Genomic DNA, 22,905 nt, shown 5'->3' with positions numbered 1-22,905 from the left:
AATGCCCGACGCGACGATCCGAGATGTGGCACGGCTAGCGCAAGTTTCCGTTGCGACGGTGTCGCGGGCGCTAAATGGCCTCGATAATGTAAGCGATCTGACAAGGACGCGTGTCAGCGATGCGGTGCGGGAGCTTGGCTATGTGCCGCATGCGGGCGCACGGAGCCTAAGTCTCTCACGCACCAACGCGATCGGCGTCGTCCTACCCGACCTCCACGGCGAGTTCTTTTCGGAGTTGGTGCGCGGCCTTGATCGTGAGGCGAGCCGCAGCGGCTATTTGCTCCTGCTGTCGAACCTTCATCGCGGTGGCGAGCAGGCGGCGCTGGCGCTTTCCGCCATGCGGGGTAGGGTAGACGGGCTGCTGGTGATGGCGCCTCATCTTCGCGAAGCGGAACTTTCGGCAACCCTGCCGTCGGGGATCCCGGCGGTGTTGATCAACACGCGAGACGAACGTGGCGGGCGGCCTGCGCTCCATCTCGACAATCGCGCCGGCGTCCGAGCCGTTGTAGAGCATTTCGCGGCGGGCGGCCGCAAGCACCTAGTCCATATCGCCGGTCCAAGGGGCAACATAGATGCCGAGGAGCGCGCCGAGGCTTTCGTCGAAGCAGCCAAGGCAAACGGCCTCGACCATGTGATTGCGCAGGGCGACTTCGAGGAGGAGTCAGGCGAGGCGGTCGTCAAGGACTTGCTCGCCAAGGGGCACCGCTTCGACGCTATTTTCGCGGCCAACGACAATATGGCGATCGGAGCGCTGCAGGCGCTGAACGAAGCGCGCGTCGACGTGCCGGGAAAGGTCGCGATCGCAGGCTTTGATGATATTCCGCTCGCCCGGCACCTTGGCCTGACCACAGTCAGCGTTCGCATATCCGAGCTCGGCGAGCGGGCGCTCGCTCGTTTGCTCAACGCTCTTGTCGAGGAAGATGCCGGCGGAGACGAGCTTCACGCGCCGGAACTCGTCATTCGGCGCACCACCGATCCGAAAGTGGCAAAATGATAGAATTCCATCGGCGAGAATTGCTCAGAGGGTCGTCGCTGCTTCTAGCGGGGGCGGCGCTTCCGGGCTGTGCCACGACCGCGCTCCAGCCATCTGCGCGAAGCCTCCCCGCATTTTATGAGGATATCGAAAAGCGCACCTTCTCCTGGTTCTGGGACACAGTGAACCGCAAAAACGGGCTCGTCCCTGATCGTTGGCCCAGTCCGCCCTTCTCGAGCATCGCGTCGGTTGGTTTCGCGCTGACCGCTTACGGGATCGGCGTCGAGCGCGGCTGGTGCACACGAGCGGACGCACGCGACCTGACGCTGACGACTCTGCGCTTCTTCTGGAACGCGCCGCAGGGTCCCGAAGCGACGGGCAGAGCCGGCTACAAGGGCTTCTTCTACCACTTCCTCAACATGGAAACGGGCCTTCGGCACCGCGACGTCGAGCTATCCAGCGTCGACACGACGATCCTGCTCATGGGCATCCTGTTCGCCGGTCAATATTTCGACCGCGACGATCCCGGCGAAAGCGAAATCCGCGAGCTCGCCAACGACATCTATGCGCGCGCCGACTGGAACTTCTTCCGTTCCGACGGCCGCACCGCGATCTCGATGGGCTGGCATCCGGGTCAGCCACTGCTCGAGGCCAATTGGACCGGTTACAACGAGGGGATGTTCGTCAACGTCCTGGCGTTGGGTGCACCGGTGCATTCCGTGCCTGCGGCCGTCTGGGGCGAATGGACGGCTAAATATCCGCCACTTTGGCGAGGCGAGGGGCCAACGCGGCACCTTGGGTTCGGCCCATTGTTCGGTCACCAGTACAGCCACATTTGGATCGACTTCCGCGGCATTTTGGACGTGCCTATGCGCGAGACCGGTTTCGATTATTTCGAGAATAGCCGCCGCGCGACCTACGCCAACCGCGCCTGGTGCAGCGCGAACCCGATGCAGTGGGAGGGTTATTCAGACCGCGTGTGGGGCCTGTCCGCCTGCGACGGCCCCGCCTACAAGTTCCTCACCTACAAAGGGCGAACCCGCGAGTTCTGGGGCTACTCCGCGCGCGGGCCGCTGTCGGAGCCCGAGGGCCGCGACGACGGCACGATCGCGCCGACTGCCGCTTTGGGCTCGCTACCCTTCGCGCCTGAGATCGTGATCCCCTGCGCGGAAGCACTGTTGAAAGACCATGGTAGCCGCATCTTCCAGAAGTACGGCTTTATCGACAGCTTCAACCCAAGCTTTACTTATGGCGATGTTCCCCTCGTCACCGGGTCCGTCGATCCAAAGTTCGGCTGGGTCGCGCGCGATTATCTCGGTATCGACCAGGGCCCGATCCTCCTGCAGGCCGCGAACTATCGGGATGATTTCGTCTGGCGGTACATGTGCCGCGTGCCTGCAATCCGGCTCGGCCTGCAGCGCGCCGGCTTCACCGGCGGCTGGCTCGGCTAGCGGATGGGGAAGACGCGGCTCAGATTCGACACGCCGCTCTCGTTGAAGGCCTCGATCGCCACCCAATAAGGAACGCCGACGTTGAGCGAACGCAGCTCCTTCTGCAGCGTCGCACCGTTGCCAAGCTCGTCTGCCCAAAGCTGGTGCGTTAGCGTCAGCCGGTCGGGACGGACTCCGAAGCGGATATTGTAACCGACCGCGCCCGGCACCTTGGCCCAGCGGATCGTAGCGTCGCGCTTGTCCTGGTGGCGTGACGCCGAGATGCTTCCCGGTGTCAGCGGCGCAGCGCCACCCGCATTGCCGAACACGCGAATGTCGCTGATCGCCAAGTTCGCGGCGCCGACATGACCGTGCACATAGCGGATGAAGCGCGCGTGGGCAGGTTGCGGAAGCTCAAAATAAGCATTGGTCCGATCGCGGCGCAGGGGCTCGGTGCGGGCGAGCGGTTGCCACGTCCGGCCATCCAGCGACTGCTGGAGTTCGAACTCCGTGTAGATATCCGGCGCATCTGCGAACCGACCTGACTTGTAGTCGGTGAAGTTCACCTGCACCGCGCGCACCGTCTTCACCGCGCCAAGGTCCAACGTAAGCGTCACGCCTGGCGAGTTGGACGCCGCAACCCAGAAGGTGCGCGGATCTTCGTCCGTGACCGACGCAGTGCCGAAGCCCGGCCTCGTGGACGAAGCGACGATCGGCTTGCGGTACGACAGCAGCATCCAGCCGGTGAACAGGCTGTCGGGATCGTCGAACTTCGTCGTCGGCACATAATGCGGGAAGTCGCCGAACCGCGTCGACGCGGCGAACTGGCCGTCGGCGTAGAACTTGGCCGGATGCATGACGATCCGGCGCTCCATGCCCCAATTGTATCCAATCCAGCTGGTGCCCGTGTTCCAGTAATTCCCGGCATTGTCGCGGAAGGTGGAACCGTGACCCGCGCCTTCCGCGAACCCGCCCGGCCGATAAGCCACGGGGTTGTAAGGCGCATATTTGAACGGCCCGAGCGGGGAGTCCCCGACGTAAGTGCCGTTGGCGTAGACGTTGAACTCCGTCCCCGGCGCGCCGTACTGCAGATAGTAGCGGCCGCCGTGCTTCGTCATCCACGCGCCCTCCATGTAGGAGGGGCTCGGCTTGCCCGGCTGCCAGCAGGCGCAATGGTCCTGCCCGAAGCGCTCCCAGCCATGCACGTCTGGATGCAGCTTCAGCATCGGCTCGGCGCGCGTCTGATAGGTCATCTTGCCGTCCGCAAAGCCGATCTTCTGGCCGTACATGGGAAAGATGTTCGATGAGCCCCAGTAGAGATACCACTGGCCGTCATCGTCCTTGAACAGGGCCGGGTCCCACGGTCCCGGCGGAAGCTCTCCGGGCTTCATCAGTGACGGGTCCTTGTCGACCTGGCCTTCCATGTTGGGCATCTTGCGAACCCAGAAATCGAGCTTGCCGGTGTCCGGCTCCGTGCTCGAAAGGATTGCGCCCGGCTGCATCATCGACGGCTCGATGACGATCTCCTTCCCGTCGGACCAGACGGCGGGCGCGACGATGCTCTGCATCGGCCAGCGGCTCGGCGTGACGAAGGTCCAGTGGATGAGGTCGGTCGAGCGCCAATAGCCGTCCGCCAGCGTCTGAAAGAGGTAATAGGTGCCCTTGTGATTGACGACCACCGGATCGGCGCCGGTCCGGTACGAAGCACCGTCGTTGATCTGCTCGAAATTGTAGCGGTAATCGACGTCCATCGGATTGGCATAGGTGCGCTGCTGTGCGGCCAGGGGCGTGCTGGCGAAAAGGGCGGCAAGCGCCACTAAGACTCGGCGGTTACGCATGGCAGGTCCTTTCAATGGCCGCGTACGAAGATGTTGCAGGTCAGCCGGCCCTCGCGCGGGTCCGCGCTGAAGGTCATGCCCGGCGGAATGATGCCGGAATGAAGCAGGCTGCCCTGGTAGATGACGAGCCGGTCGGGAACGCCTTCGACCGCGCCGATCTGCTCGAAGAAGGCATTGGAGCCCTGGATATACCCTGAACTCCCCAACATCGCCGCATCGCGCTCGGCGGTCATCACGAACTGGGGCAGGTTACGGTCGGTAACGCGCTCGATGGCGGTTTCGCGCTGCCGGTAAAATGCGGTGCCGGATCCCGCCGGGACACGCAGGTAATGAAGCAGCGCAAAATACTTCTGGTCCGTGGAGTCGAAATGGGGCGCTCGTTGCACCGGGCTCAAACGGTCGGGAGCGGTCGAGACAATTGAGAAGCTTGCGCGCAGTAAATCGAAACCCTCGACATCGAAGGCGCCCGCGATGAATGGGCTCGCGTCGCGGCAGATGGAGCGCACACAAGCGAAAGCCTCCGCTTCTTTCTCCTCGATCATGCGCCGGACACCCGGATAGTAGCTGTCGGTTTCGCTCGGAAAGGGTGCCAGCGCATCGGCCAGCCTTACGATCTCGTCGGCGCGGCCGCTGAAATCGTCGATGATGACGACCGGGCTCTCTTCCTTGCCAAAACGTCGAAGCTCGGGTTTCACCGGGCGTCCCTAACAAAAAGGGAGGGGGACGTTGCCATCCCCCTCCCAGAAATCGATATCGATAAGCTTAGAACTTGTACTTCAAACCGACCTGGAACGAACGCTGGTCGTTGCTGAGCGTGAAGTTGTCAGTGCGCGGCGCCGGGGTTCCGCCACCGGCGTCCCACGAGGTGTAGTTACGGTTCACCCAATTGAACACGTTAAAGGTCTCGAAGTCGACCGTAAGTTCGTGGCCCCACGGGGTCTTGAACGCTTTGGCGACGCGCAGATCGAGCCGCTTGTAACCAATCTTTTGTTTGGGGAAGTAAACACCGCCGAGGTTGCCGTAGCAGCAAGCGCCGTCAGGCGCGGCGGGGCCGCCATTCCAAGGCGCGTTCATGTGGCCGAACGCCGGACCGCGATCAAGCGTGAGCTGCCCGGACAGGATGATGTCGAACGGCGCACGGTAGATCGCTGAAGAGACCCAACGCCACTTCGGAACACCATTCACATAGGTGGTCCCGTATACGCCGAAGCCCGTCCCGTTGTAGAATTCGTCGCTGTTCAGCTCCTGCGCGACGTTGGTGCGTGCGCGCTGATAGGTAAACGCAGTCGTGAAGCCCCAAGTCGCGGTGTCGGTGAACGGCTTTTCAAACTGCACGTAGATAGCGTTGTAATCGGCTTTCCCGTTGTCGGCACCGCGATTCAGCTTACCGTTAAATCCGGGGAGCTGTCCGTTTTGCGCGGCGCAGATGCTGGTCGGTACCGGAGACCCGTCACCGTTGGTCAAGCCGCCGGGGATGCTATCCTGGATCCATGCATCGCCGCCGTTGGTGCAGCCCGTTACGTTGCCTGCCGCATCACGAGTGACAAAACGCGTGTACCAGCCATTCTCAAAGAAGTTCGCGCGCGTGAACATGAACAGGTTGCGCGAACGGATGTGCGAGAAGGTCAGCGTGCCCGTGATGTCGCCGAAACGCTTCCGGACGCCGATGTCAAACTGGTCTGAATATGGCGGCTTTATCTTGTTCGGCAAAACCCAGACATCATTTCCAATGCCTTGCGATGCGGCCAAGCTGCGCAGTAGCTCAGGATTGGTGAAATAAGCGGGATTCCACGCGGCGCAGTTCGCTACCGATGATCCGTTACCCCCTGGAGGAGGCACTGTACCGGGCGCGCAGAAGGTGACCTGTGTGCGATAATTAGCGTTGGTGATCTTCTCGATCGCGCCCTCGATGAACAAGCTGCGATCGTAATAGCGGCCCGCGCCGCCGAAGATCACGAGATCACGGTCGCCATGAACGTCGTAGGACAGACCAAGCCGCGGCTGAAACTCTTTGGAATATACCGGGCGGTTGTGGCCGTTCGAGATATAGTCTTCGGGGTTGATGCCGCGCGCCGCCCATCCCGGGTAGGCGCGTAGGGCCGCCGCAACCGAGGCCGGGGTCACATAATCATTATTGTTGGCGTTCGTCTCATAGTCCCAACGAATACCGGCATTGATCGTCCAGTGCTCGTCAGGTTTCCACTCGTCCTGAACATAAAGGCCCGCCTGAACGTCATGCGCGTCAAGGAATGGGTTGGCGCCGGTCGATATCCGCGCAGCTTCCGGCTGCTGCGTTAGTTGATCGAAATTCCCGGTTGGCCCTGGGTTGAAATAGTAGAAGCTCGGATTCGTGTAATTGAAGATCGTACGATTCAACTGAATGAAGTTCAGTTGACCTCCAAACTTGATGGTGTGCTGACCGCGCCGCCACGTAGCGTCGTCACGGAAGAGGAAGCCCTTCTGGTCATCTCCCTGCTGGAAGAAGTGCGAGCCGAGGTATGCGAACCCGCCGTCGATGCAACCTGCGCAATCAACGGTTCCATTCGTTTGACCGGGAGCGAAATTCCACGCGGCGCAAGTCGGTGCGTCGCTGCACGGAGCGTTTGTGAGGACGAATTGATCGCCGTTAGTCACGGGCGGCGTGGACTGCGTTGCCTTATCGTAGGCGAAATTGAAGAGGTTCAGAAAATCGCCCGAGCTGTGCCGCCATTGTACCTGGAGACGCGTTTGATGTGTCAGGATTGTGCGGCCATGACTCGGCGCGGCTACCGCATCGACGTCGCTGAGATTGTTCTCGCGGCGCACGTAGCCCATCAGGTTGACCGTCTCCGTGTCGCTTGGAGTAAAGGTCAGCTTGCCGAAATAGAGCCCTTGCTTGAAGTCGAAGTTGCGGGGCGTGCCCACGATCTGACTTAGAACGTTCGTTGGGAAGATGGGCGCTCCGCCTGGACCCGTCGCCAACCTGCCGACGCTGCCCGGAAGAGTCTCGATCGTTCCTTCGCCGGCGAGATAGAATGAAACCCTGCCAGGGATGATCGGCCCGCCAAGTTCTCCGCCGAACTGCTTCCGGTCGTAGTCCTGCTTCGCACACTTGGTGAGGGGGTCGAAGGGGCCACCACCCTTAGTGCAATTAGGCTTCGAGATGAACGCCTTAGGCTGCCATTCGATGAAGGCTGAGCCGAAGAATTTATTTCCGCCCGTTTTGGTGATCGCCGTCAGGAGAGCCGACCCAGCCTGCCCGGTCTCGGCGCCGAAATTCTGCGTCTGGACCTGGTACTCTTGGATGGCAATTTGGGGGAATGGATTACCGAGACCGAAATTCTGCCCGAATACGCCACCATGGTTGATCGGGTTCTTGAAGCTCATGCCGTCGAGCAGGACGTTTACATAGTTCGACGCGATAGCGCCGGCCTGGATCTGCGCGGTCCCGCCGGCAGCAACCTGCACACCCGGAGCTAGGTTCGCGAATGACAGGAAGTTGCGCTGGTTCTGAGGAAGGTTCTCGATCTGAGCAGGTGACACGTTCGTCGCCACCGTTTGCGCCTGCACCGGCGCGGCCCGGCGGCGGCCGGTGATGACGATGCTGCCGTTAGGCCCCGTTGGAGCCGCCGCTTCCTTCACGAAATCGACGGTGACCGTCTGACCGACGAGAACCGACGTCGTCTGCGCAGGGCGACCTTCGACCGAGATGGTATACGTCGACGGCCGCACGCCGAGGATGACGTAATTGCCGGAGGCATCAACGCGACCGACCGACCGTTGGCCAGTGTTAGCATCGACTGCGACCACCTGCGTCCCCGCCGGCGCGCCGTCTACGTGGCCCTGGACATTCGAAAGTTCCGACTGAGCAAGCGCGGGCGACGCGATGGTCAGCGACGCCGCGATAGCGATAACGGAAATGCCAGATGCAAGCTGCCGCTTGCGCTCAATGGTGCTCACTTCGCCCCTCTCCCCAGGTGGTGAATATGTAACCGGTTACATCAACAGATGGCCAATTAGCTCTTTGTCGCTTTAAAAACGCTTTCAATCGCGCTTAGTCAATTACACTGGAGGTAACGCCGCAGCGGAATTCGCCACCATTGTGGCTTTCATGTCACGACCGGAAATCCAACCTGCTTCAGCTTGCGTTGGCGCGATCGTAACTGATCTTGAAGCTGACCTGTGGCGACGACGCCACCTCCGTCGGTGGGGTGCTTGAAGGCAACTGCCGCAGCAGTTCGCCATGGTCCGACAAGCCGTCGGCGACTTCCTCGATCGTGTCCGCAAGATCTTGCAGGAATCCCACAAGATCTTCGTCGCCCACGAACTCCGTCACTGGGTCGGCATGCATCTCGAAACCCTGGCCGAGCAACACCTGGACCCAGCTTTCTTCGGCGAACAATTCCGCGGCGCCATGCTTGAAGAAACGGCCCGATGAACGGAACAGGTCGAAGCGCTCGTTGAGGCTGTCCGGGACGTCCATTTCCCGCACATGATCCCAGAAGGGATCGCCCGATCTGCGCGTCACTTTGTAGTGGGCGATGATGAAGTCGCGCACGTCCTCATATTCGTAGCGCGCCTGCCGGTTGTACTCGTCGATATCCGCCCGATTGAAACCGATCGCCGGGAACATGGCGAGCAGCCGGTGAATGCCGGTTTGAATGAGATGGATGCTGGTCGATTCCAGCGGCTCCAGGAAACCCGAAGACAGTCCGATCGCGATGACATTCTTTTCCCACGACTTCAGGCGACGGCCGGGCGCAAAGCGCACCGGGCGCGGGTCGGCCATCGCTTCCCCGTCGAGGTCACGTAGCAGGCTTTCCGCCACCTCTTCGTCGCTGATCAGGTCGGATGAATAGACGTAGCCGTTGCCGATGCGATGCTGCAGCGGAATTCGCCATTGCCAGCCGGCCTTCTTCGCCGTCGATCGGGTGTAGGGCGTGATCGGCGAAACGCTGGCGCACGGCACCGCCTGGGCGCGGTCGCACAACAGCCACTTGTTCCAATTGTCGTAGCCGATCCCGAGCGCATCTCCGATCAGAAGCGCGCGCATGCCGGAGCAGTCGACGAACAAGTCGCCTTCGACTTCACGTCCGTCGGTCAGTCGGACCTTTTCGACAAAGCCGGTTTCCGGGTTTTGGATGACCTCATTGATCCGGCCTTCGACGCGCTTGACCCCGCGAGTCTCGCATTCGCTCCTCAGATACCGGGCGAACAGCGACGCATCGAAATGATAGGCATATTCCATGTCCGCCACGGGCGAATTGCGGTTGCGGGTATCCGGGAAGGCGAACTTGTTCTTGTGACACGCGACGCAGTTGATCGAATAATGGTCGAACGACAGAACCTTTTCCGGAACGCGGGCCTTCGCGGCGAGCCACAATTGGTGCGGATGTAGCCACAACATGTCGCGGCCGATCTTGCCGAAGCCATGGATGTATCGCTCACCGTCGGCGCCCCAGTTCACGAACTCGATCCCGAGCTTGAAGCTGGCCTTGCTCTCGCTGATCATCTTGAGCGCGTCGATGCCCGCGAGCGCGAGAAAATTGCGGATGTGCGGAATGGTCGCTTCGCCGACGCCGATCGTGCCGATCTCGTCCGACTCGACCAGGGTGATCTCGACCTTGCTAAGCCATTGTGAAAGCACCGCGGCGGTCATCCAGCCGGCCGTGCCGCCACCGACGATCGTCACCTTGCGTACGGGTTGGTCCGCAGCCGCCAAACTTTCCTCCCGAGCCTTCGAAACCGCGCCGCTTACACCAGCCTGATCCATTTGCGACAAGGCCGAAGTGTGACGGCGGGCGAAAATGAAGTAGATTGCCCCTATGCGCGCGCTCGTCTCGATCCCCGTTGCGGCCTTCGTCGTCGGATCCTGCGCAATCCAGGCCGGTGACGTTGCAGCGCAGTCTTCGGCCTTGAGCCTGGCGGGTCGAACGGCGGGACCGCCCGAGCGCTGCGTCCTGATCCAGCCCACCGAAGCAATGCGCGTATCGCAGAGCGACCCTCATGCACTTCTCTATGGCAGGGGCCGCACCATTTGGCTCAATCGCCTCGCGGGCCAGTGCAGTCTGAACGCCACCTACACGCTGGTTACCGAATCGATCGGATCATCCTATTGCCGTGGCGACCGCGTGCGCTCCTTCGACAATTTCACACACATTCCGGGAAATAGCTGCATCCTCGGCGACTTCGTCCCGTATCGCCGCGCGAACTAGCGGACGAACAACTCAACGCCCTCCGGCGACGCGAAACCGTCGAGGGGAATGTCCCACTCGTCGGCGGGAATGGTATCGACCAGCCGCTGCAGCGCCCAGCCGACGCCGATCAGGCGCGCGCCACTCTTCCGCAGCCGCACCAAAGCGCGGTCGTAGTGGCCTTTGCCCCGCCCAAGCCTGGTGCCGCAGCCATCGATCGCAACCAGCGGCACAAAGATTAGGTCCGGCTCGACCACTGGCGCTCTCGGCTTTGGCTGCATGATCCCGAACGGCCCGGGAGCCAAAGGATCGCCGGCGCGGAACTTGAACGGCTTTGCGGGATGGTCGAACGCCGGGAACGCGACGATCCGCCCGACGGCACGCGCCTCCTCGATCGCCAGCTGCGGGCTGATCTCGGAGCCGAGCGGCGCATAGCCGCCAACGACCGTGGCACCAGCGCATAAGGATGTCAGATGATGCGCAAGCCGCTCTTCGAGCTGCGTCTTTTGGCCATCGCTAAGTGTCCGGACATAGGCCTTGCGCGCGTCGAGCGCGGTGCGGCGAAGCGCTTCCTTGGAAAGCGGGTCCATCTCAGGTCCGGCGTGCATCGGCGGCGGACCGGGCGGGAAGGGAGGTGACGGGACCACCATGGCCGTTTGCCCTAAAATCCTCTGACGCCAAAACGTCAGGTGGGCACCGAGTGCTCCAAACCAGGGTCTGGAGCAGGGTCAGCTCCCAAGTGGATTTAATCGCCTCAGGGATTTTCCGAAGGCTCGCACCGGGTAGTGCCCGTCATTGTCATATCTAGGGGTTCGGAGCCTCGCGCTCAAGTGCGTCCGCAATCGACTCGAGCCGGTCGGCAAGCGATACGGCGCGATTGACGACCGCCGGATCTGGCCCGGCGGGGAGCGAGGGCGAAACCGATACGGCGGGGTCGTCCGGATCCTTGTCGATCAGCTGGTCCGCTAGCAGCAGCGCAGCGAACAGAAATTGCCGTGTCTCGGACAAGGTGCCGAGCCCGGCCAGCGCTTCACGGCTCTTGCCGTCCACCAGCTTTGCAGCGGCGCGAAGATTTTCCTCTTCGCCCTCGCGGCAGGCGACCTGGTATGACCGCCCGGCGATCGAAACGTCCACCAGCGCGGCCATCAGGCTGCAGCCTCGCGGATCAGCTCGTCGAGCTCCTCTACCACTTCGCGCACCCGGGCCCGTAGCTTGTCGTCCCCTGCCGACACGGGCGCCGCAGGCTGCCGGTTAGCCAACGCGCGCTGGATCCGCTGAAGCGCCTGGTCGGCCCGCTCCAGCGCCGATGTAAGTTCACTGTCATCCATTGGGATTGGGCTTATGCAAGTTGGCAACTGCGGGCAAGCTTCCCCGGCGCGATTTGACGCGGCGGGCAGGGCGGCTAATGGGGCCGCATCGCCGTCCGGACTCCCGGACGGAACCCCGACCGTTGGAGCCTATGCAGCCGACCCACCGCCGCCTCGCAAACGCCATTCGCGCTCTGGCCATGGACGCGGTCGAGGCCGCAAACAGCGGGCATCCGGGCATGCCGATGGGCATGGCCGACGCGGCAACCGCGCTCTTCACACGGCACCTGAAGTTCGACGCGAGCGACCCGCACTGGGCAGACCGCGACCGGTTTATTCTTTCTGCCGGCCACGGCTCGATGCTCATCTACGCCTTGCTCTACCTCACCGGGTACGACCGGCCGACGCTCGAGGACATCAAGCACTTCCGGAAGCTCGGCAGCCCGACGGCGGGCCATCCCGAGAATTTCGAGCTGCCGGGCGTCGAAGTCACCACCGGTCCGCTCGGCCAGGGCGTCGCGATGGCGGTCGGCATGGCGATCGCCGAGCGGCACCTTAACGCTGTCTACGGCGACGATCTCGTCGACCATAAGACCTTTGTGATCGCCGGAGACGGCGACCTCATGGAGGGCGTCAATCACGAAGCGGTGGGTCTAGCCGGCAACCTGAAGCTCGGCCGCCTGATCGTCCTGTGGGACGACAACAGCATCACCATCGACGGCTCGACCGAGCTATCGCGCAACGAAGACGTGGTCGCTCGCCACCAGGCCGCACAATGGCACACTTGCGAATGCGACGGTCTCGACGCCGATGACGTGAGCCGCGCGATTGAGAAAGCGGTGGCCGATCCGCGCCCCAGCCTCATCCGCTGCCGCACCATCATCGGCTTCGGCGCTCCGAACAAGCAGGGCACATCGGCGACCCACGGCGCTGCACTCGGCAAGGACGAGGTCGAAGCGGCGCGGGCCGAGCTCGGCCTGGAGCCGCAGGAATTCACCATCCCCGAAGACGTGCTCACCGCCTGGCGCGCCGCCGGCAAGCGCGGGGCCGTCGAACATGCGCTGTGGAAGGAGCGGCTGGACGCCAGCGGCCGGAAGGAAGATTTCCAGCGCCGCCTCAATGGCAAGGTCCATGACGGCTGGCTTCGGCCCTACATCGACAAGCTGCTGCAGGACCTGAAGCCGGTAGCGACGCGCAAAGCGTCCGAAATGGCACTCGAAGCGATCAACGCCGCGATCCCGGCGACCATCGGCGGCTCGGCAGACCTCACCGGTTCCAACAACACCAAGACCAAGAATATCGAGCCGCTAACGCCGGAAAACTACGGCGGCCGTTACATTTATTACGGCATCCGCGAGTTCGGCATGGCGGCGGCGATGAACGGCATGGCGCTGCATGGCGGCGTCATCCCATACGGCGGCACCTTCCTCGTATTCACCGATTATGCCCGTCCGGCGATCCGGCTCTCGGCGCTGCAGGAAGCGCGCGTCGTCTACGTGATGACCCACGATTCCATCGGACTTGGCGAAGACGGCCCGACGCACCAGCCGATCGAGCATCTCCAAAGCCTCCGCGCCATGCCGCAGCTGGAAGTCTATCGACCGGCAGACGCCGTCGAGACCGCGGAGAGCTGGGCGCTGGCGCTGTCGAGCGACCTGCCAAGCGTACTCGCGCTCACCCGCCAGAACCTTCGCCCCGTGCGCACCGAAATGGCCGGCGAGAACCTGACCGCGCGTGGCGCCTATCGCCTCAAGCCCGCCGAGAACGCCCGCAAGGTCATCATCATGGCGACCGGCTCAGAAGTGGAAATCGCGCTCGACGCCGCCGAACGCCTTGAAGCGCAGGGCATCGGCACCGACGTGGTCTCCATGCCTTGCACCGAGCGCTTCGACGCGCAGCCCTGGGATTATCGCGAGGACATTCTTCCCGACGTCAGCAATCGGGAGATCCTGCGCGTGTCGATCGAGGCCGGCACCACCTTCGGGTGGGAGCGCTACACCGGCCTCCACGGCCTTCGCATCGGCATCGACCGTTTCGGCGTCTCCGCGCCAGCGCCCGACGCCTACGACTATTTCGGCCTGACCCCCGACAAGGTCGCCACTCGCATCACCGACTTCATGAAACAAAGAGGCTTCCAATGACGAAAGTTGCAATCAACGGCTTCGGCCGCATCGGCCGCCTGGTCGCTCGCGCGATCCTCGAGCGTCCCGACTGCGGGCTCGAGCTGGTGTCGGTAAACGACCTTGCGGACGCCAAGGCCAATGCGTGGCTGTTCAAGCACGACAGCGTCCACGGCAAGTTCCCGGGCGACGTAAAGGCCGAAGGCAGCGACATCGTCGTGGACGGCAAGAAGATCCATGTGACGGCCGAAAAGGATCCGGCCAATCTCCCGCACGGGGCCCAGGGCATCGACATCGTTCTCGAATGCACCGGCTTCTTCACCGACCGTGCGAGCGCAGAGAAGCACATCGCCGCTGGTGCCAAGAAGGTCCTGATCTCCGCGCCGGCCAAGGGCGTCGACCTCACCGTCGTCTACGGAGTCAACGACGATAAGCTGACGGCGGCGCACAAGATCGTCTCCAACGCGTCCTGCACCACCAACTGCCTGGCGCCGGTCGCCAAGGTTTTGAACGACGCCCTGGGCATCGAACGCGGCCTGATGACCACGGTCCACGCTTACACCAACGACCAGAAAATCCTCGACCAGATCCACCCCGACCTCCGTCGCGCACGCGCTGCCGCCATGTCGATGATCCCGACCACGACGGGCGCCGCCCGCGCGGTCGGAGAAGTGCTTCCGGAGCTCAAGGGCAAGCTCGACGGCTCCGCGATCCGCGTGCCGGTGCCGGACGTGAGCCTCGTCGATCTGACCTTCACCCCAAAGCGCGACACCACGCATGAGGAAGTGAACCAGATACTCAAGACCGCTTCGGAGACCGATCGCCTGAAGGGCATCCTCGATTACACCGATGAGCCTTTGGTCTCGATCGATCTCATGCACACGCCGGCAAGCTCGACAGTCGACAGCCTCGAAACGGCTGTGCTCGACGGCAAGCTCGTCCGCGTCGTTAGCTGGTACGACAATGAATGGGGCTTCTCGAACCGCATGATCGATACCGCCGCGGCAATGGGGAAGCTCGGCTGACGTCTGTCCTACAGGCGCGTTTTCAGGCAAACGCTCGCGGCGTGTCCGTCGATGGCGCGGACAGCGAGAGCCTGACCGTCGTCGTCACTGCGAACTTTGGGAACATTCGCCTGAAATGAGCCGCTTCAAAACCCTCGACGACCTGCCGGACGATCTGACCGGCAGCAAAGTGCTGGTGCGCGTCGACCTCAACGTGCCCATGGATGGTGCGCGTGTTACCGACGATACGCGGCTCCGGGCGATGCTGCCGACGGTGCTCGAGCTAAGCGACCGCGGCGCCATTGTGCTGCTGCTGTCTCACTCTGGTCGGCCCAAGGGCGAAACGCGACCGGACATGTCCACGGCACAGCTGGTGATGCCGGTCCATCGGCTCGCGGGCCGTTCGGTGCGCTTCATCGAGGATTGCCAGGGGCCGGAGGCGGAGCGGGCCATCACCACGATGCTACCTGGCAATATCGGCATTCTCGAAAACACGCGCTTCCATCTCGGCGAGGAAAAGAACGATCCCGAACTCGCCAAGGGTATGGCAGCGCTGGGGGATTTCTACGTCAACGACGCATTCTCCGTGTCGCACCGCGCCCACGCCTCGACCGAAGGCATCACCCACTATCGCCCGAGCTTCGCCGGCCGCGCGATGGAAGCGGAACTCAAGGCGCTCGAACGCGCGCTCGGCAATCCGGAGCGACCGGTGGCGGCGGTCGTCGGCGGCGCCAAGGTTTCGACTAAGCTCGCCGTCCTCGGCCATCTCGTCACCAAGGTCGATCACCTGATCATCGGTGGCGGCATGGCCAACACGTTCCTCGCGGTCCGCGGGGTCAATGTCGGAAAGTCCCTGTGCGAGCATGAACTCACCGGAGAGGCGGAAAGCATCATCGACCGCGCCGAGGAGGCTGGCTGCACCATCCACCTTCCGTACGACGTCGTTGTGGCAAAGGAATTCGCGCCGAACCCACCGAGCATGCGGACCTGCAATGTGCACGAGGTCCAGCCCGACGAAATGATCCTGGACGTGGGCCCGGCGGCGGTCGAGGCGCAGGCCGATGTGCTGAAGACGTGTTGCACCTTGGTTTGGAACGGCCCGCTCGGTGCCTTCGAGACGCCTCCATTCGACGCCGCCACCGTGGCGCTGGCGAAGACGGCCGCCGCGCTGACGAAGGAAGGATCGCTCGTTTCGGTCGCCGGCGGTGGAGACACCGTTGCGGCACTTAATCACGCCGGCGTCGCCGCTGACTTCACCTTCGTGTCGACCGCTGGCGGCGCATTTCTTGAATGGATGGAAGGCCGCACGCTTCCCGGCGTCGCTGCGCTCGAACGCCAATGATCAACATCGAGTCCGCCGATCACGTCGTGCTCCGAGTGCTTGACGTCGAGAAAGTCGGCGCATTCTACATCGATGTGCTGGGCGGACGGTGGGATCGCCGCCGCGATGACATCGGCCTCCACCACCTGCGTCTTGGGAACATGATGATCGACCTGGTGCCGGTGGACGGACAGCTCGGCCGGACCGGCGGCGCCGCTCCCGGCAGCGAAGGCCGGAACGTGGATCATGTCGCCTATCGCGTGCGGCCCTGGGACGGCGAAGCCATCCTCGCCAAGCTTAAGAGCCACGGCATCGAGGGCCAGATAAAATCTCGTTATGGTGCGGACGGCGACGGACCGTCGATCTTCTTCAAGGATCCGGAAGGCAATGGCGTCGAACTGAAAGGGCCGCCACCCCCCGAAGGATCAGTGCAAACAGCAGGGTGAACGGATGACGATGATCAACGAGCAGATGCGCGCCAAGATTGCCGGCGGCGATGGGTTCATTGCCGCGCTGGACCAGTCAGGCGGTTCAACGCCGAAGGCGCTTCAGGGCTATGGAGTTGAGGAGGACGCGTGGTCGACCGAAGAGGAAATGTACGGCCTCATCCACCAGATGCGGTCCCGTATCATCACCTCTCCGTGCTTCGGCAGCGGCAAGGTCATCGGCGCGATCCTGTTCGAACGGACGATGGACGGGACGGTCGACGGCAAGCCGACGCCGCAAGCGTTGATCGACCAGGGCGTCGTTCCCTTCATCAAGATCGACAAGGGGCTGGAAGCCGAGGAAAATGGCGTCCAGCTGATGAAGCCGATGCCGGAGCTGGACAGGCTTCTCGAGCGCGCCAAGTCCCTTGACGTATTTGGCACCAAGGAACGCTCGGTCATCAACGAAGCGAACATGTCGGGAATCGCCGTTCTCGTCGCGCAGCAGTTCCAGATCGCCAAGCAGGTGATCGCGCATGACCTAATGCCGGTCGTCGAGCCCGAAGTGAACATCAAAAGCGCAGACCGCGCCACGAGCGACGAGCTCCTGCTGACGGCCATCCTCGAAGAACTCGACGCCTTGCCCGATGGGCAGCAGGTCATGCTGAAGCTTTCCATTCCAGCCAAGCCCGGCTTGTTCGAGCCGCTCGTCGATCATCCGAAGGTCCTGCGGGTCGTGGCGTTGTCCGGCGGTTTCTCGCGCGCGGAAGCCTGCCGAGAGTTGGCGAAGAACCGCGGCATGATCGCCAGCTTTAGCCGCGCGCTGTTGTCCGATCTTCGCGCCCAGCAAAGCGATCAGGAGTTCAACGACACGCTCGGTTCGGCGATCGACGAGATTTACCGGGCATCCACGACCAAGGTTGCGGCCTGACCTTGGACGAAGCCGATTATGACCCGATCGACTTTCCGCCGCGCGAGCGGACGGAACCGGCGAAGCTATACCTGATCAGCCCGCAGGACGTCGGCGGCACGTTCCCCGACCGGCTGAAGGCTGCGCTGGAACCGGGCATCGCGGCCGCATTTCAGCTGCGCGTGAAGGACGTCGACGACCATGAGCTCGCACGGCTTGCCGAGCCGTTGCAGCGCATTTGCGCCGATGCTGACGTAGCCTTCATTGTCAACGACAGCATGGCGCTCGCGAAACGCCTTGGCGCCGATGGCGTTCACCTCGGCCAGCACGACGGCGACATTCGCGAAGCCCGTGCGTTGCTTGGCCCTGCCGCGCAAATCGGCAAAACCTGCCACGACAGCCGCCATCTCGCGATGGAAGCGGGGGAAGCGGGCGCCGACTATGTCGCGTTCGGCGCTTTCTATCCGACAACGACCAAGCCCTCCGATTATCGCCCAGACCCTTCGATCCTGACCTGGTGGTCGGCACTGTTCGAAATTCCCTGCGTCGCAATCGGCGGCATCACTGCCGAGAACGCGAAGCCGCTTGTCAATGCGGGTGCTGATTTCCTCGCTGTCTGCCAGGCGATTTGGGGCAAGGACGATGCGGCGGCCGCAGTGCGGGCCTTTGACGACGTCCTCGGAGGTTAGAGGCGCTAGGGATCGGCGGACTTCAGTAGCCGGCGCCGAACCTCGCATTCGTCTGCATGAATTCGCCGTCCGGACGGCGCAGTATCGCTGCCTGTCCGGCGATCGTCGCCAGGATCTTGTCCCAGTGCTGCATCTTGTCGGTTCCGAACTCGAAGCAGAGCAGGACCACGGGCTCGTGGGAACGGCCCGGCTTGGTTGAGTGGTAGAAGTGGTCGCCGAAGACGATCGCTTCACCGACATTGTAATCATATTCGGCAATCTGCCCGTCTGCCCGCCGGTAAAGGAGCCCGAAGCCCTTTGGGACCGGCGACACGGGTGTGAGCAGCGTGAAGGCTTCGTTATTGGTGTTGATCCAGTCGACATGGAAAGTCGGCGCCGAGCATTCGCTGCGGATCACCATAAAGCCCGCGTAGAGGCGCACCTCGCGATGGACGTCGAGGAACCCTCTCACATGCGCGGCAACCCCCATGCGTCCAAAGGCCGATTCGAAGACTCCGTGGGCTTCCGGTTGGGACGGGGCGACCCACTCGATGTTGCTCGGCCAGTCCGGCTTCACGGTCGCCATGCCGCTGATCGCCCGTCGCGCCTCGCCCGAAAATTCCGCTGCGATTGCCGCGTCGACCGGCACCGTCATGACATTTGTCGCGAACAGCTGTTGATTGAAAAAATGCCTCATGCTTCGCCGACCTATCAGCGGTTCATTTGTCGCACCATCGACTTCAACGTCCGCGCGTCGTCCAGCGCATGGCCGTGAATGTCGTTGTTGAAATAGCACCAGACGCTTCGCCCGCGCCGCGCCTGATCCAGGCACCAGTCGGTCCATTGGACGAGCTGCTCGTCGGAATATCGGCCCCAATATTTGCCGCCGGTGCCATGGAAGCGGGCATAGGCCGTGCGGCCGCTCGCCCAGCGTGGCGAGACCAGACCGACGAGATCGTGGGCCACAAAGCCAACGCCATATCGGTCGAGCATCCTGAGGACTTCCTCGTCGTACCAGCTCTTGTGCCGGAACTCGACAACCTGCTCCACGTCGCCAGGAAGCCGCTTCATGAAGGTCTCCAACCTCGGCACGTCTTTGTGAAGGCTTGGCGGTAGCTGGTAGAGGATCGGCCCAAGCGCATCGCCGAGCCGTCGGCAGAGCTCGATAAAGCGGTCGATCTCTTCGTCGCACCCGACCAGCTTTTTTAGATGCGTAATGAAGCGGTTTGCCTTCATCGCGTATCGGAAGCCCGGCGGCGCTTTTTCGTGCCAGCCGTCGAACGTCTTTTCCGGTGGCAGGCGATAGAAGCTCGCGTTGATTTCGACGGTGTCGAACTCCTCGGCGTAGCGGTGGAACCAACGCGTCTGCGGCAGGCCGTCTCGATAGAAGATCCCACGCCAGTGCTTGTACACCCAGCCGGAGCAGCCGACATGGATTTGGGAGCTTGTTGAGGCTTGCATCGTTCCAACGCGCAAAACCCCCTTTTCGTTGGAGAGTTGCGTTGCGCGTCCTTCTTGCTTCTATCGCCCTTGGCACGTTCGCCGTCGCCGCCATTGCCCAACAGCCGCAGACCTCGTTGGCTGCAAAGACCAGCTGGGTCGCGCCCGGCACGAAGGGGTCGCCGATCACCGGCGAGCTGTTCCATGCGCAAGTGCTGCTCGACGCTGCCGGATTCTCGCCGGGCGTCATCGACGGGCGCAAGGGAACCTCGCTAACCCAGGCGATCAAGGGCTTTCAGGAGGCAAAGGGCCTGACCGTGACCGGCAAGCTCGATGGGCCCACGCGGACCGCGCTTCTTGAGCAGAACAAGAACTCGACCGTTTACGTGAAGCTCACCGCGGACGACGTCGGCGGACCGTTCGTCTACCCGTTCCCGAAAAAGCCTGAGGATCAGGCGAAGCTCAAGTTCATGGGCTATCGCAACATGCTGGAGAAAGTCTCCGAACGCTATCACACGACATCGGACACGATCGTTGCGCTCAACGGCCCGGACAAGCTGATCGGACCGGGGCAAACGCTTCGGCTTCCCAATGTCGTTCCGCAGTCGCGCGACTATGGTGGCGCGGACGCCAAGCAGGCACAGCTGCTCAACATGCTCAATGTCGAGGCGACAGAGCCGCAGGGTGATTTCATCGTCGTCGACAAGACCGACGGAACGATGAAGGTCTACAAGTCCGACGGGTCATCCAACGCAGCGCCGAAGGCTGAGGCTTCCAGCAAGCAGAAGGGCGCGTCGCCGGCGGTGCCCAGCGGCACGCTCGTCGCGCAATTCCCGGTGACGACCGGCTCAAGCCACGATCCGCTGCCGCTCGGCGCCTGGAAGGTCGGCACTTATTCCTTCCTGCCGCCGTTCAATTATCAGCCCGACCTGTTCTGGGATGTCGCTGACGACAAGGCCGAGCAGAAGCTACCGCCGGGTCCTAACGGCCCGGTCGGTGTCGCCTGGCTCGACCTCAACAAGGAACATTACGGCATCCATGGCACCAATGAGCCGCAGACGATTGAACATACCGAGAGCCACGGTTGTTTGCGGTTGACGAATTGGGACGTCATGCGACTGTCCCGCATGATGAAGCCCGGCTTCACGGCTTATTTCGTCGCATAGGAGGGTAAAGCTGAGGGTAGCCGCTACAGCCACATTCACCGCGGTCCTGACTACTGTAGTCGTCAGCGCATTCTGGATTTGGTTCTATAGTTCCGTAGCCCCGCAACCCGCATCGGTGGCGCGAAGCGGCAATCTGGTGACGGTCAAGCCTGACAGGGCAGCGCCGGTCGTCGTTGCCGAGCAGGTCGTGGTCGGGCCCGTTGGCCTCGCTCTCCCGGTGGCAGGCATAAAGCCCGATCAGCTCACCGACACCTACGATGCGGCACGTGGCACAGGTCGAAGGCACGACGCGATCGATATCATGGCCGCCGAAGGAACACCGGTTATCGCCACGGCCGACGGCACGATCGAGAAGCTGTTCAACAGCGTCCGCGGCGGCACCACGATCTATGAGCGCTCACCGGACCGGAGGTGGATGTACTATTACGCACACCTTTCGGCTTACGCGCCCGGCTTGCACGAGGGCCAGCAAGTGAAGCGCGGCCAGGTCATCGGACAGGTCGGTCATACTGGCGACGCCAGCCCCGACGGCCCACACCTGCATTTTGCGGTAAACACGATGGGGCAGGGCGAGCGCTGGTGGCAGGGAACGGCAATCAATCCCTATCCGCTGCTTGCCGGGAAATAGGTCAGCGGCTAGAGGCCGCGCCGGCTCTTTCCACTTAGTTCAATCAGGCAGGCGATCCCATGAAGATCAGCGGCGTGGACATCCGTCCCGGCAACATCATCGAATATGAAGGCGGCATTTGGCGCGCCGTAAAGATCCAGCACACCCAGCCCGGCAAGGGCGGCGCCTACATGCAGGTCGAGATGAAGAACCTCATCGACGGCCGCAAGACCAACGTTCGCTTCCGCTCCGCCGAGACGGTCGAGCGCGTCCGCCTGGACACCAAGGACTACCAGTTCCTCTTCCATGACGGCGACATGCTGACCTTCATGGATAAGGAAAATTACGAGCAGATCAGCCTGCCCGCCGACTTGCTCGGCGAAGCCGGCGACTTCCTCCAGGACGGCATGGACGTGGTGATGGAGCTCTACAATGAGCGGCCGATCAGCGTTCAGCTTCCCGACCAGGTCGAAGCGACCATCACCGAAGCCGACGCGGTCGTGAAGGGTCAGACGGCGTCGTCCAGCTACAAGCCCGCGGTGCTCGACAATGGCGTGAAGGTTCTCGTGCCGCCGCACATCACGGCCGGAACCCGCATCGTCGTCGACGTTTACAATCGCGAATACGTTCGCCGCGCCGACTAAGGCAGAACTGACTTGGTATCCCACTCCGGCCTGATCACCGTCATGACGCGCGCTGCCCGCAAGGCGGCGCCGCGGCTTCGGCGCGACTTCGGCGAAGTCGAGCAGTTGCAGGTCAGCCGCAAGGGGCCGGGTGACTTCGTCTCGATGGCTGACAAGCGGGCCGAGCAGACGATTGTCGAGGAACTTCGCACTGCGCGCCCCGACTGGGGCATGCTGCTTGAGGAAGGTGGGGAAATCGAGGGTAATCCCGACAAGCCCCGCTGGGTAGTCGATCCGCTCGATGGAACGACCAACTTCCTGCACGGCATTCCGCACTTCTCGATCTCGATTGCGGTCGAGGAGCGGAAGCCCGGCGGCGGCAGCGAGATCACGCAAGGGCTCGTCTACCAGCCCCTCACCGATGAGGGCTTTTGGGCCGAAAAGGGCAGAGGCGCCTGGCTCCAGGACGCACGACTGCGCGTGTCGGCACGCCGCGACCTTGCCGATTGCGTGATCGGGACGGGAATTCCGTTCATCGGCCGTGGCAGTCCGGAGCAGTGGGCGAAGATCTACGCCAACGTGGCGCCGCAAGTGGCGGGAATTCGGCGTTTCGGCTCCGCGGCGCTGGACCTCGCTTGGGTCGCCGCCGGGCGCATGGACGGGTTCTGGGAGGACGATCTCGACCTGTGGGACACGGCGGCCGGCACCCTGCTGGTTCGCGAAGCCGGCGGTTACGTCACCGACTACCGAGGCTCCGACCAGATGTTCAAGCGAGGCGAATATGTCGCTGCCAACGGCGACATCCATTCGCGCTTGCACAAACTGATCGCCGGAGCGGTGAGATAGTGTTCCAGACGGTTGCGGCCCGCAACTCGCTGGCCTAGAGACCCGCCAAGTTTT

22 protein-coding genes are annotated in these 22,905 nt (G+C 62.7%); 13 read left to right on the top strand and 9 right to left on the bottom strand.

Annotated features, from left to right (window positions below; translation table 11 throughout):
• Position 1 precedes the first annotated feature (1 nt).
• Positions 2-994, top strand: coding sequence for a LacI family DNA-binding transcriptional regulator (locus ABD704_RS02785; protein ID WP_344698172.1), 993 nt, complete (start codon positions 2-4; stop codon positions 992-994).
• Positions 995-1,155: 161 nt separating this feature from the next.
• Positions 1,156-2,424, top strand: a complete 1,269-nt coding sequence (locus ABD704_RS02780) for a glucoamylase family protein (RefSeq protein ID WP_344698171.1) — start codon at positions 1,156-1,158, stop codon at positions 2,422-2,424.
• Here the strand turns inward: ABD704_RS02780 and ABD704_RS02775 are convergent.
• The 4 genes from ABD704_RS02775 to ABD704_RS02760 all read right to left on the bottom strand — a co-directional run bounded on the left by ABD704_RS02775 (position 2,421) and on the right by ABD704_RS02760 (position 9,993).
• The gene (locus ABD704_RS02775; RefSeq protein WP_344698170.1) at positions 2,421-4,241 is read right to left on the bottom strand and encodes a family 43 glycosylhydrolase; all 1,821 of its coding nucleotides are present in this window, start codon (positions 4,239-4,241) and stop codon (positions 2,421-2,423) included. The two genes, ABD704_RS02780 and ABD704_RS02775, sit on opposite strands and share 4 nt — an antisense overlap.
• Before the next feature lie 11 nt (positions 4,242-4,252).
• Positions 4,253-4,936 carry a DUF6445 family protein gene (locus tag ABD704_RS02770; RefSeq protein WP_344698169.1) on the bottom strand — a complete coding sequence of 228 codons (684 nt, stop codon included), beginning with the start codon at positions 4,934-4,936 and terminating at the stop codon, positions 4,253-4,255.
• 67 nt (positions 4,937-5,003) lie between these two features.
• Positions 5,004-8,180 (bottom strand): TonB-dependent receptor, encoded by a 3,177-nt coding sequence (locus ABD704_RS02765; protein ID WP_344698168.1) that lies wholly within the window; start codon positions 8,178-8,180, stop codon positions 5,004-5,006.
• 178 nt (positions 8,181-8,358) lie between these two features.
• On the bottom strand, positions 8,359-9,993 hold the full coding sequence (locus ABD704_RS02760) for a tryptophan halogenase family protein (RefSeq protein ID WP_344698167.1): 1,635 nt from the start codon (positions 9,991-9,993) through the stop codon (positions 8,359-8,361).
• Between the two features lie 52 nt (positions 9,994-10,045).
• Between ABD704_RS02760 and ABD704_RS02755 the strand changes: the two genes are divergently transcribed.
• A complete protein-coding gene (locus ABD704_RS02755; protein WP_344698166.1) occupies positions 10,046-10,435 on the top strand; it encodes a hypothetical protein in 390 nt (129 codons plus the stop codon).
• Here the strand turns inward: ABD704_RS02755 and ABD704_RS02750 are convergent.
• From ABD704_RS02750 to ABD704_RS02740, 3 genes are all read right to left on the bottom strand, one after another.
• Positions 10,432-11,004, bottom strand: a complete 573-nt coding sequence (locus tag ABD704_RS02750) for a 5-formyltetrahydrofolate cyclo-ligase (RefSeq protein WP_344698165.1) — start codon at positions 11,002-11,004, stop codon at positions 10,432-10,434. The two genes, ABD704_RS02755 and ABD704_RS02750, sit on opposite strands and share 4 nt — an antisense overlap.
• A 214-nt stretch (positions 11,005-11,218) precedes the next feature.
• Entirely contained in the window at positions 11,219-11,560 is a 342-nt protein-coding gene (locus tag ABD704_RS02745; RefSeq protein ID WP_344698164.1) for a cell division protein ZapA, read from the bottom strand.
• The gene (locus tag ABD704_RS02740) at positions 11,560-11,742 is read right to left on the bottom strand and encodes a hypothetical protein (protein ID WP_344698163.1); all 183 of its coding nucleotides are present in this window, start codon (positions 11,740-11,742) and stop codon (positions 11,560-11,562) included. Before ABD704_RS02740 ends, ABD704_RS02745 begins: the two co-directional genes overlap by 1 nt.
• Positions 11,743-11,873: 131 nt before the next feature.
• Between ABD704_RS02740 and tkt the strand changes: the two genes are divergently transcribed.
• The 6 genes from tkt (at position 11,874) to thiE (ending at position 18,190) form a co-directional block, all read left to right on the top strand.
• Positions 11,874-13,862: a transketolase gene (tkt, locus tag ABD704_RS02735; RefSeq protein ID WP_344698162.1), complete on the top strand. Its 1,989-nt coding sequence runs from the start codon at positions 11,874-11,876 to the stop codon at positions 13,860-13,862.
• On the top strand, positions 13,859-14,866 hold the full coding sequence (gene gap, locus ABD704_RS02730) for a type I glyceraldehyde-3-phosphate dehydrogenase (RefSeq protein WP_344698161.1): 1,008 nt from the start codon (positions 13,859-13,861) through the stop codon (positions 14,864-14,866). Before tkt ends, gap begins: the two co-directional genes overlap by 4 nt.
• A 115-nt stretch (positions 14,867-14,981) precedes the next feature.
• Positions 14,982-16,187, top strand: a complete 1,206-nt coding sequence (locus ABD704_RS02725) for a phosphoglycerate kinase (protein ID WP_344698160.1) — start codon at positions 14,982-14,984, stop codon at positions 16,185-16,187.
• Positions 16,184-16,612 (top strand): VOC family protein, encoded by a 429-nt coding sequence (locus ABD704_RS02720; RefSeq protein ID WP_344698159.1) that lies wholly within the window; start codon positions 16,184-16,186, stop codon positions 16,610-16,612. Before ABD704_RS02725 ends, ABD704_RS02720 begins: the two co-directional genes overlap by 4 nt.
• A gap of 4 nt (positions 16,613-16,616) precedes the next feature.
• The gene (locus ABD704_RS02715; RefSeq protein ID WP_425565376.1) at positions 16,617-17,522 is read left to right on the top strand and encodes a fructose bisphosphate aldolase; all 906 of its coding nucleotides are present in this window, start codon (positions 16,617-16,619) and stop codon (positions 17,520-17,522) included.
• Between the two features lie 2 nt (positions 17,523-17,524).
• Entirely contained in the window at positions 17,525-18,190 is a 666-nt protein-coding gene (gene thiE, locus ABD704_RS02710; protein WP_344698158.1) for a thiamine phosphate synthase, read from the top strand.
• A 22-nt stretch (positions 18,191-18,212) separates the two neighbouring features.
• On the opposite strand, the gene ABD704_RS02705 is transcribed toward thiE, so the two are convergent.
• Together ABD704_RS02705 and ABD704_RS02700 are read right to left on the bottom strand one after the other, a co-directional pair.
• Entirely contained in the window at positions 18,213-18,866 is a 654-nt protein-coding gene (locus ABD704_RS02705) for a hypothetical protein (RefSeq protein ID WP_344698157.1), read from the bottom strand.
• Between the two features lie 14 nt (positions 18,867-18,880).
• A complete protein-coding gene (locus ABD704_RS02700) occupies positions 18,881-19,630 on the bottom strand; it encodes a DUF72 domain-containing protein (RefSeq protein ID WP_344698156.1) in 750 nt (249 codons plus the stop codon).
• 41 nt (positions 19,631-19,671) lie between these two features.
• Here ABD704_RS02700 and ABD704_RS02695 point away from each other — a divergent pair, with 41 nt between their 5' ends.
• The 4 genes from ABD704_RS02695 (at position 19,672) to ABD704_RS02680 (ending at position 22,851) form a co-directional block, all read left to right on the top strand.
• Positions 19,672-20,775, top strand: a complete 1,104-nt coding sequence (locus ABD704_RS02695) for a L,D-transpeptidase family protein (protein WP_344698155.1) — start codon at positions 19,672-19,674, stop codon at positions 20,773-20,775.
• Between the two features lie 136 nt (positions 20,776-20,911).
• A complete protein-coding gene (locus ABD704_RS02690) occupies positions 20,912-21,403 on the top strand; it encodes a M23 family metallopeptidase (RefSeq protein ID WP_344698154.1) in 492 nt (163 codons plus the stop codon).
• A 59-nt stretch (positions 21,404-21,462) separates the two neighbouring features.
• The gene (gene efp, locus ABD704_RS02685) at positions 21,463-22,026 is read left to right on the top strand and encodes an elongation factor P (protein ID WP_344698153.1); all 564 of its coding nucleotides are present in this window, start codon (positions 21,463-21,465) and stop codon (positions 22,024-22,026) included.
• Positions 22,027-22,038: 12 nt separating this feature from the next.
• Positions 22,039-22,851 (top strand): inositol monophosphatase family protein, encoded by an 813-nt coding sequence (locus tag ABD704_RS02680; RefSeq protein ID WP_344698152.1) that lies wholly within the window; start codon positions 22,039-22,041, stop codon positions 22,849-22,851.
• Positions 22,852-22,905 lie beyond the last annotated feature (54 nt).

The sequence above is a fragment of the Sphingomonas limnosediminicola genome, assembly GCF_039537965.1.
Classification (GTDB): Bacteria; Pseudomonadota; Alphaproteobacteria; order Sphingomonadales; family Sphingomonadaceae; genus Sphingomicrobium; species Sphingomicrobium limnosediminicola.
Note: the sequence above shows the minus strand (reverse complement) of the source record. Positions and strands in the feature narration are given on the sequence as shown.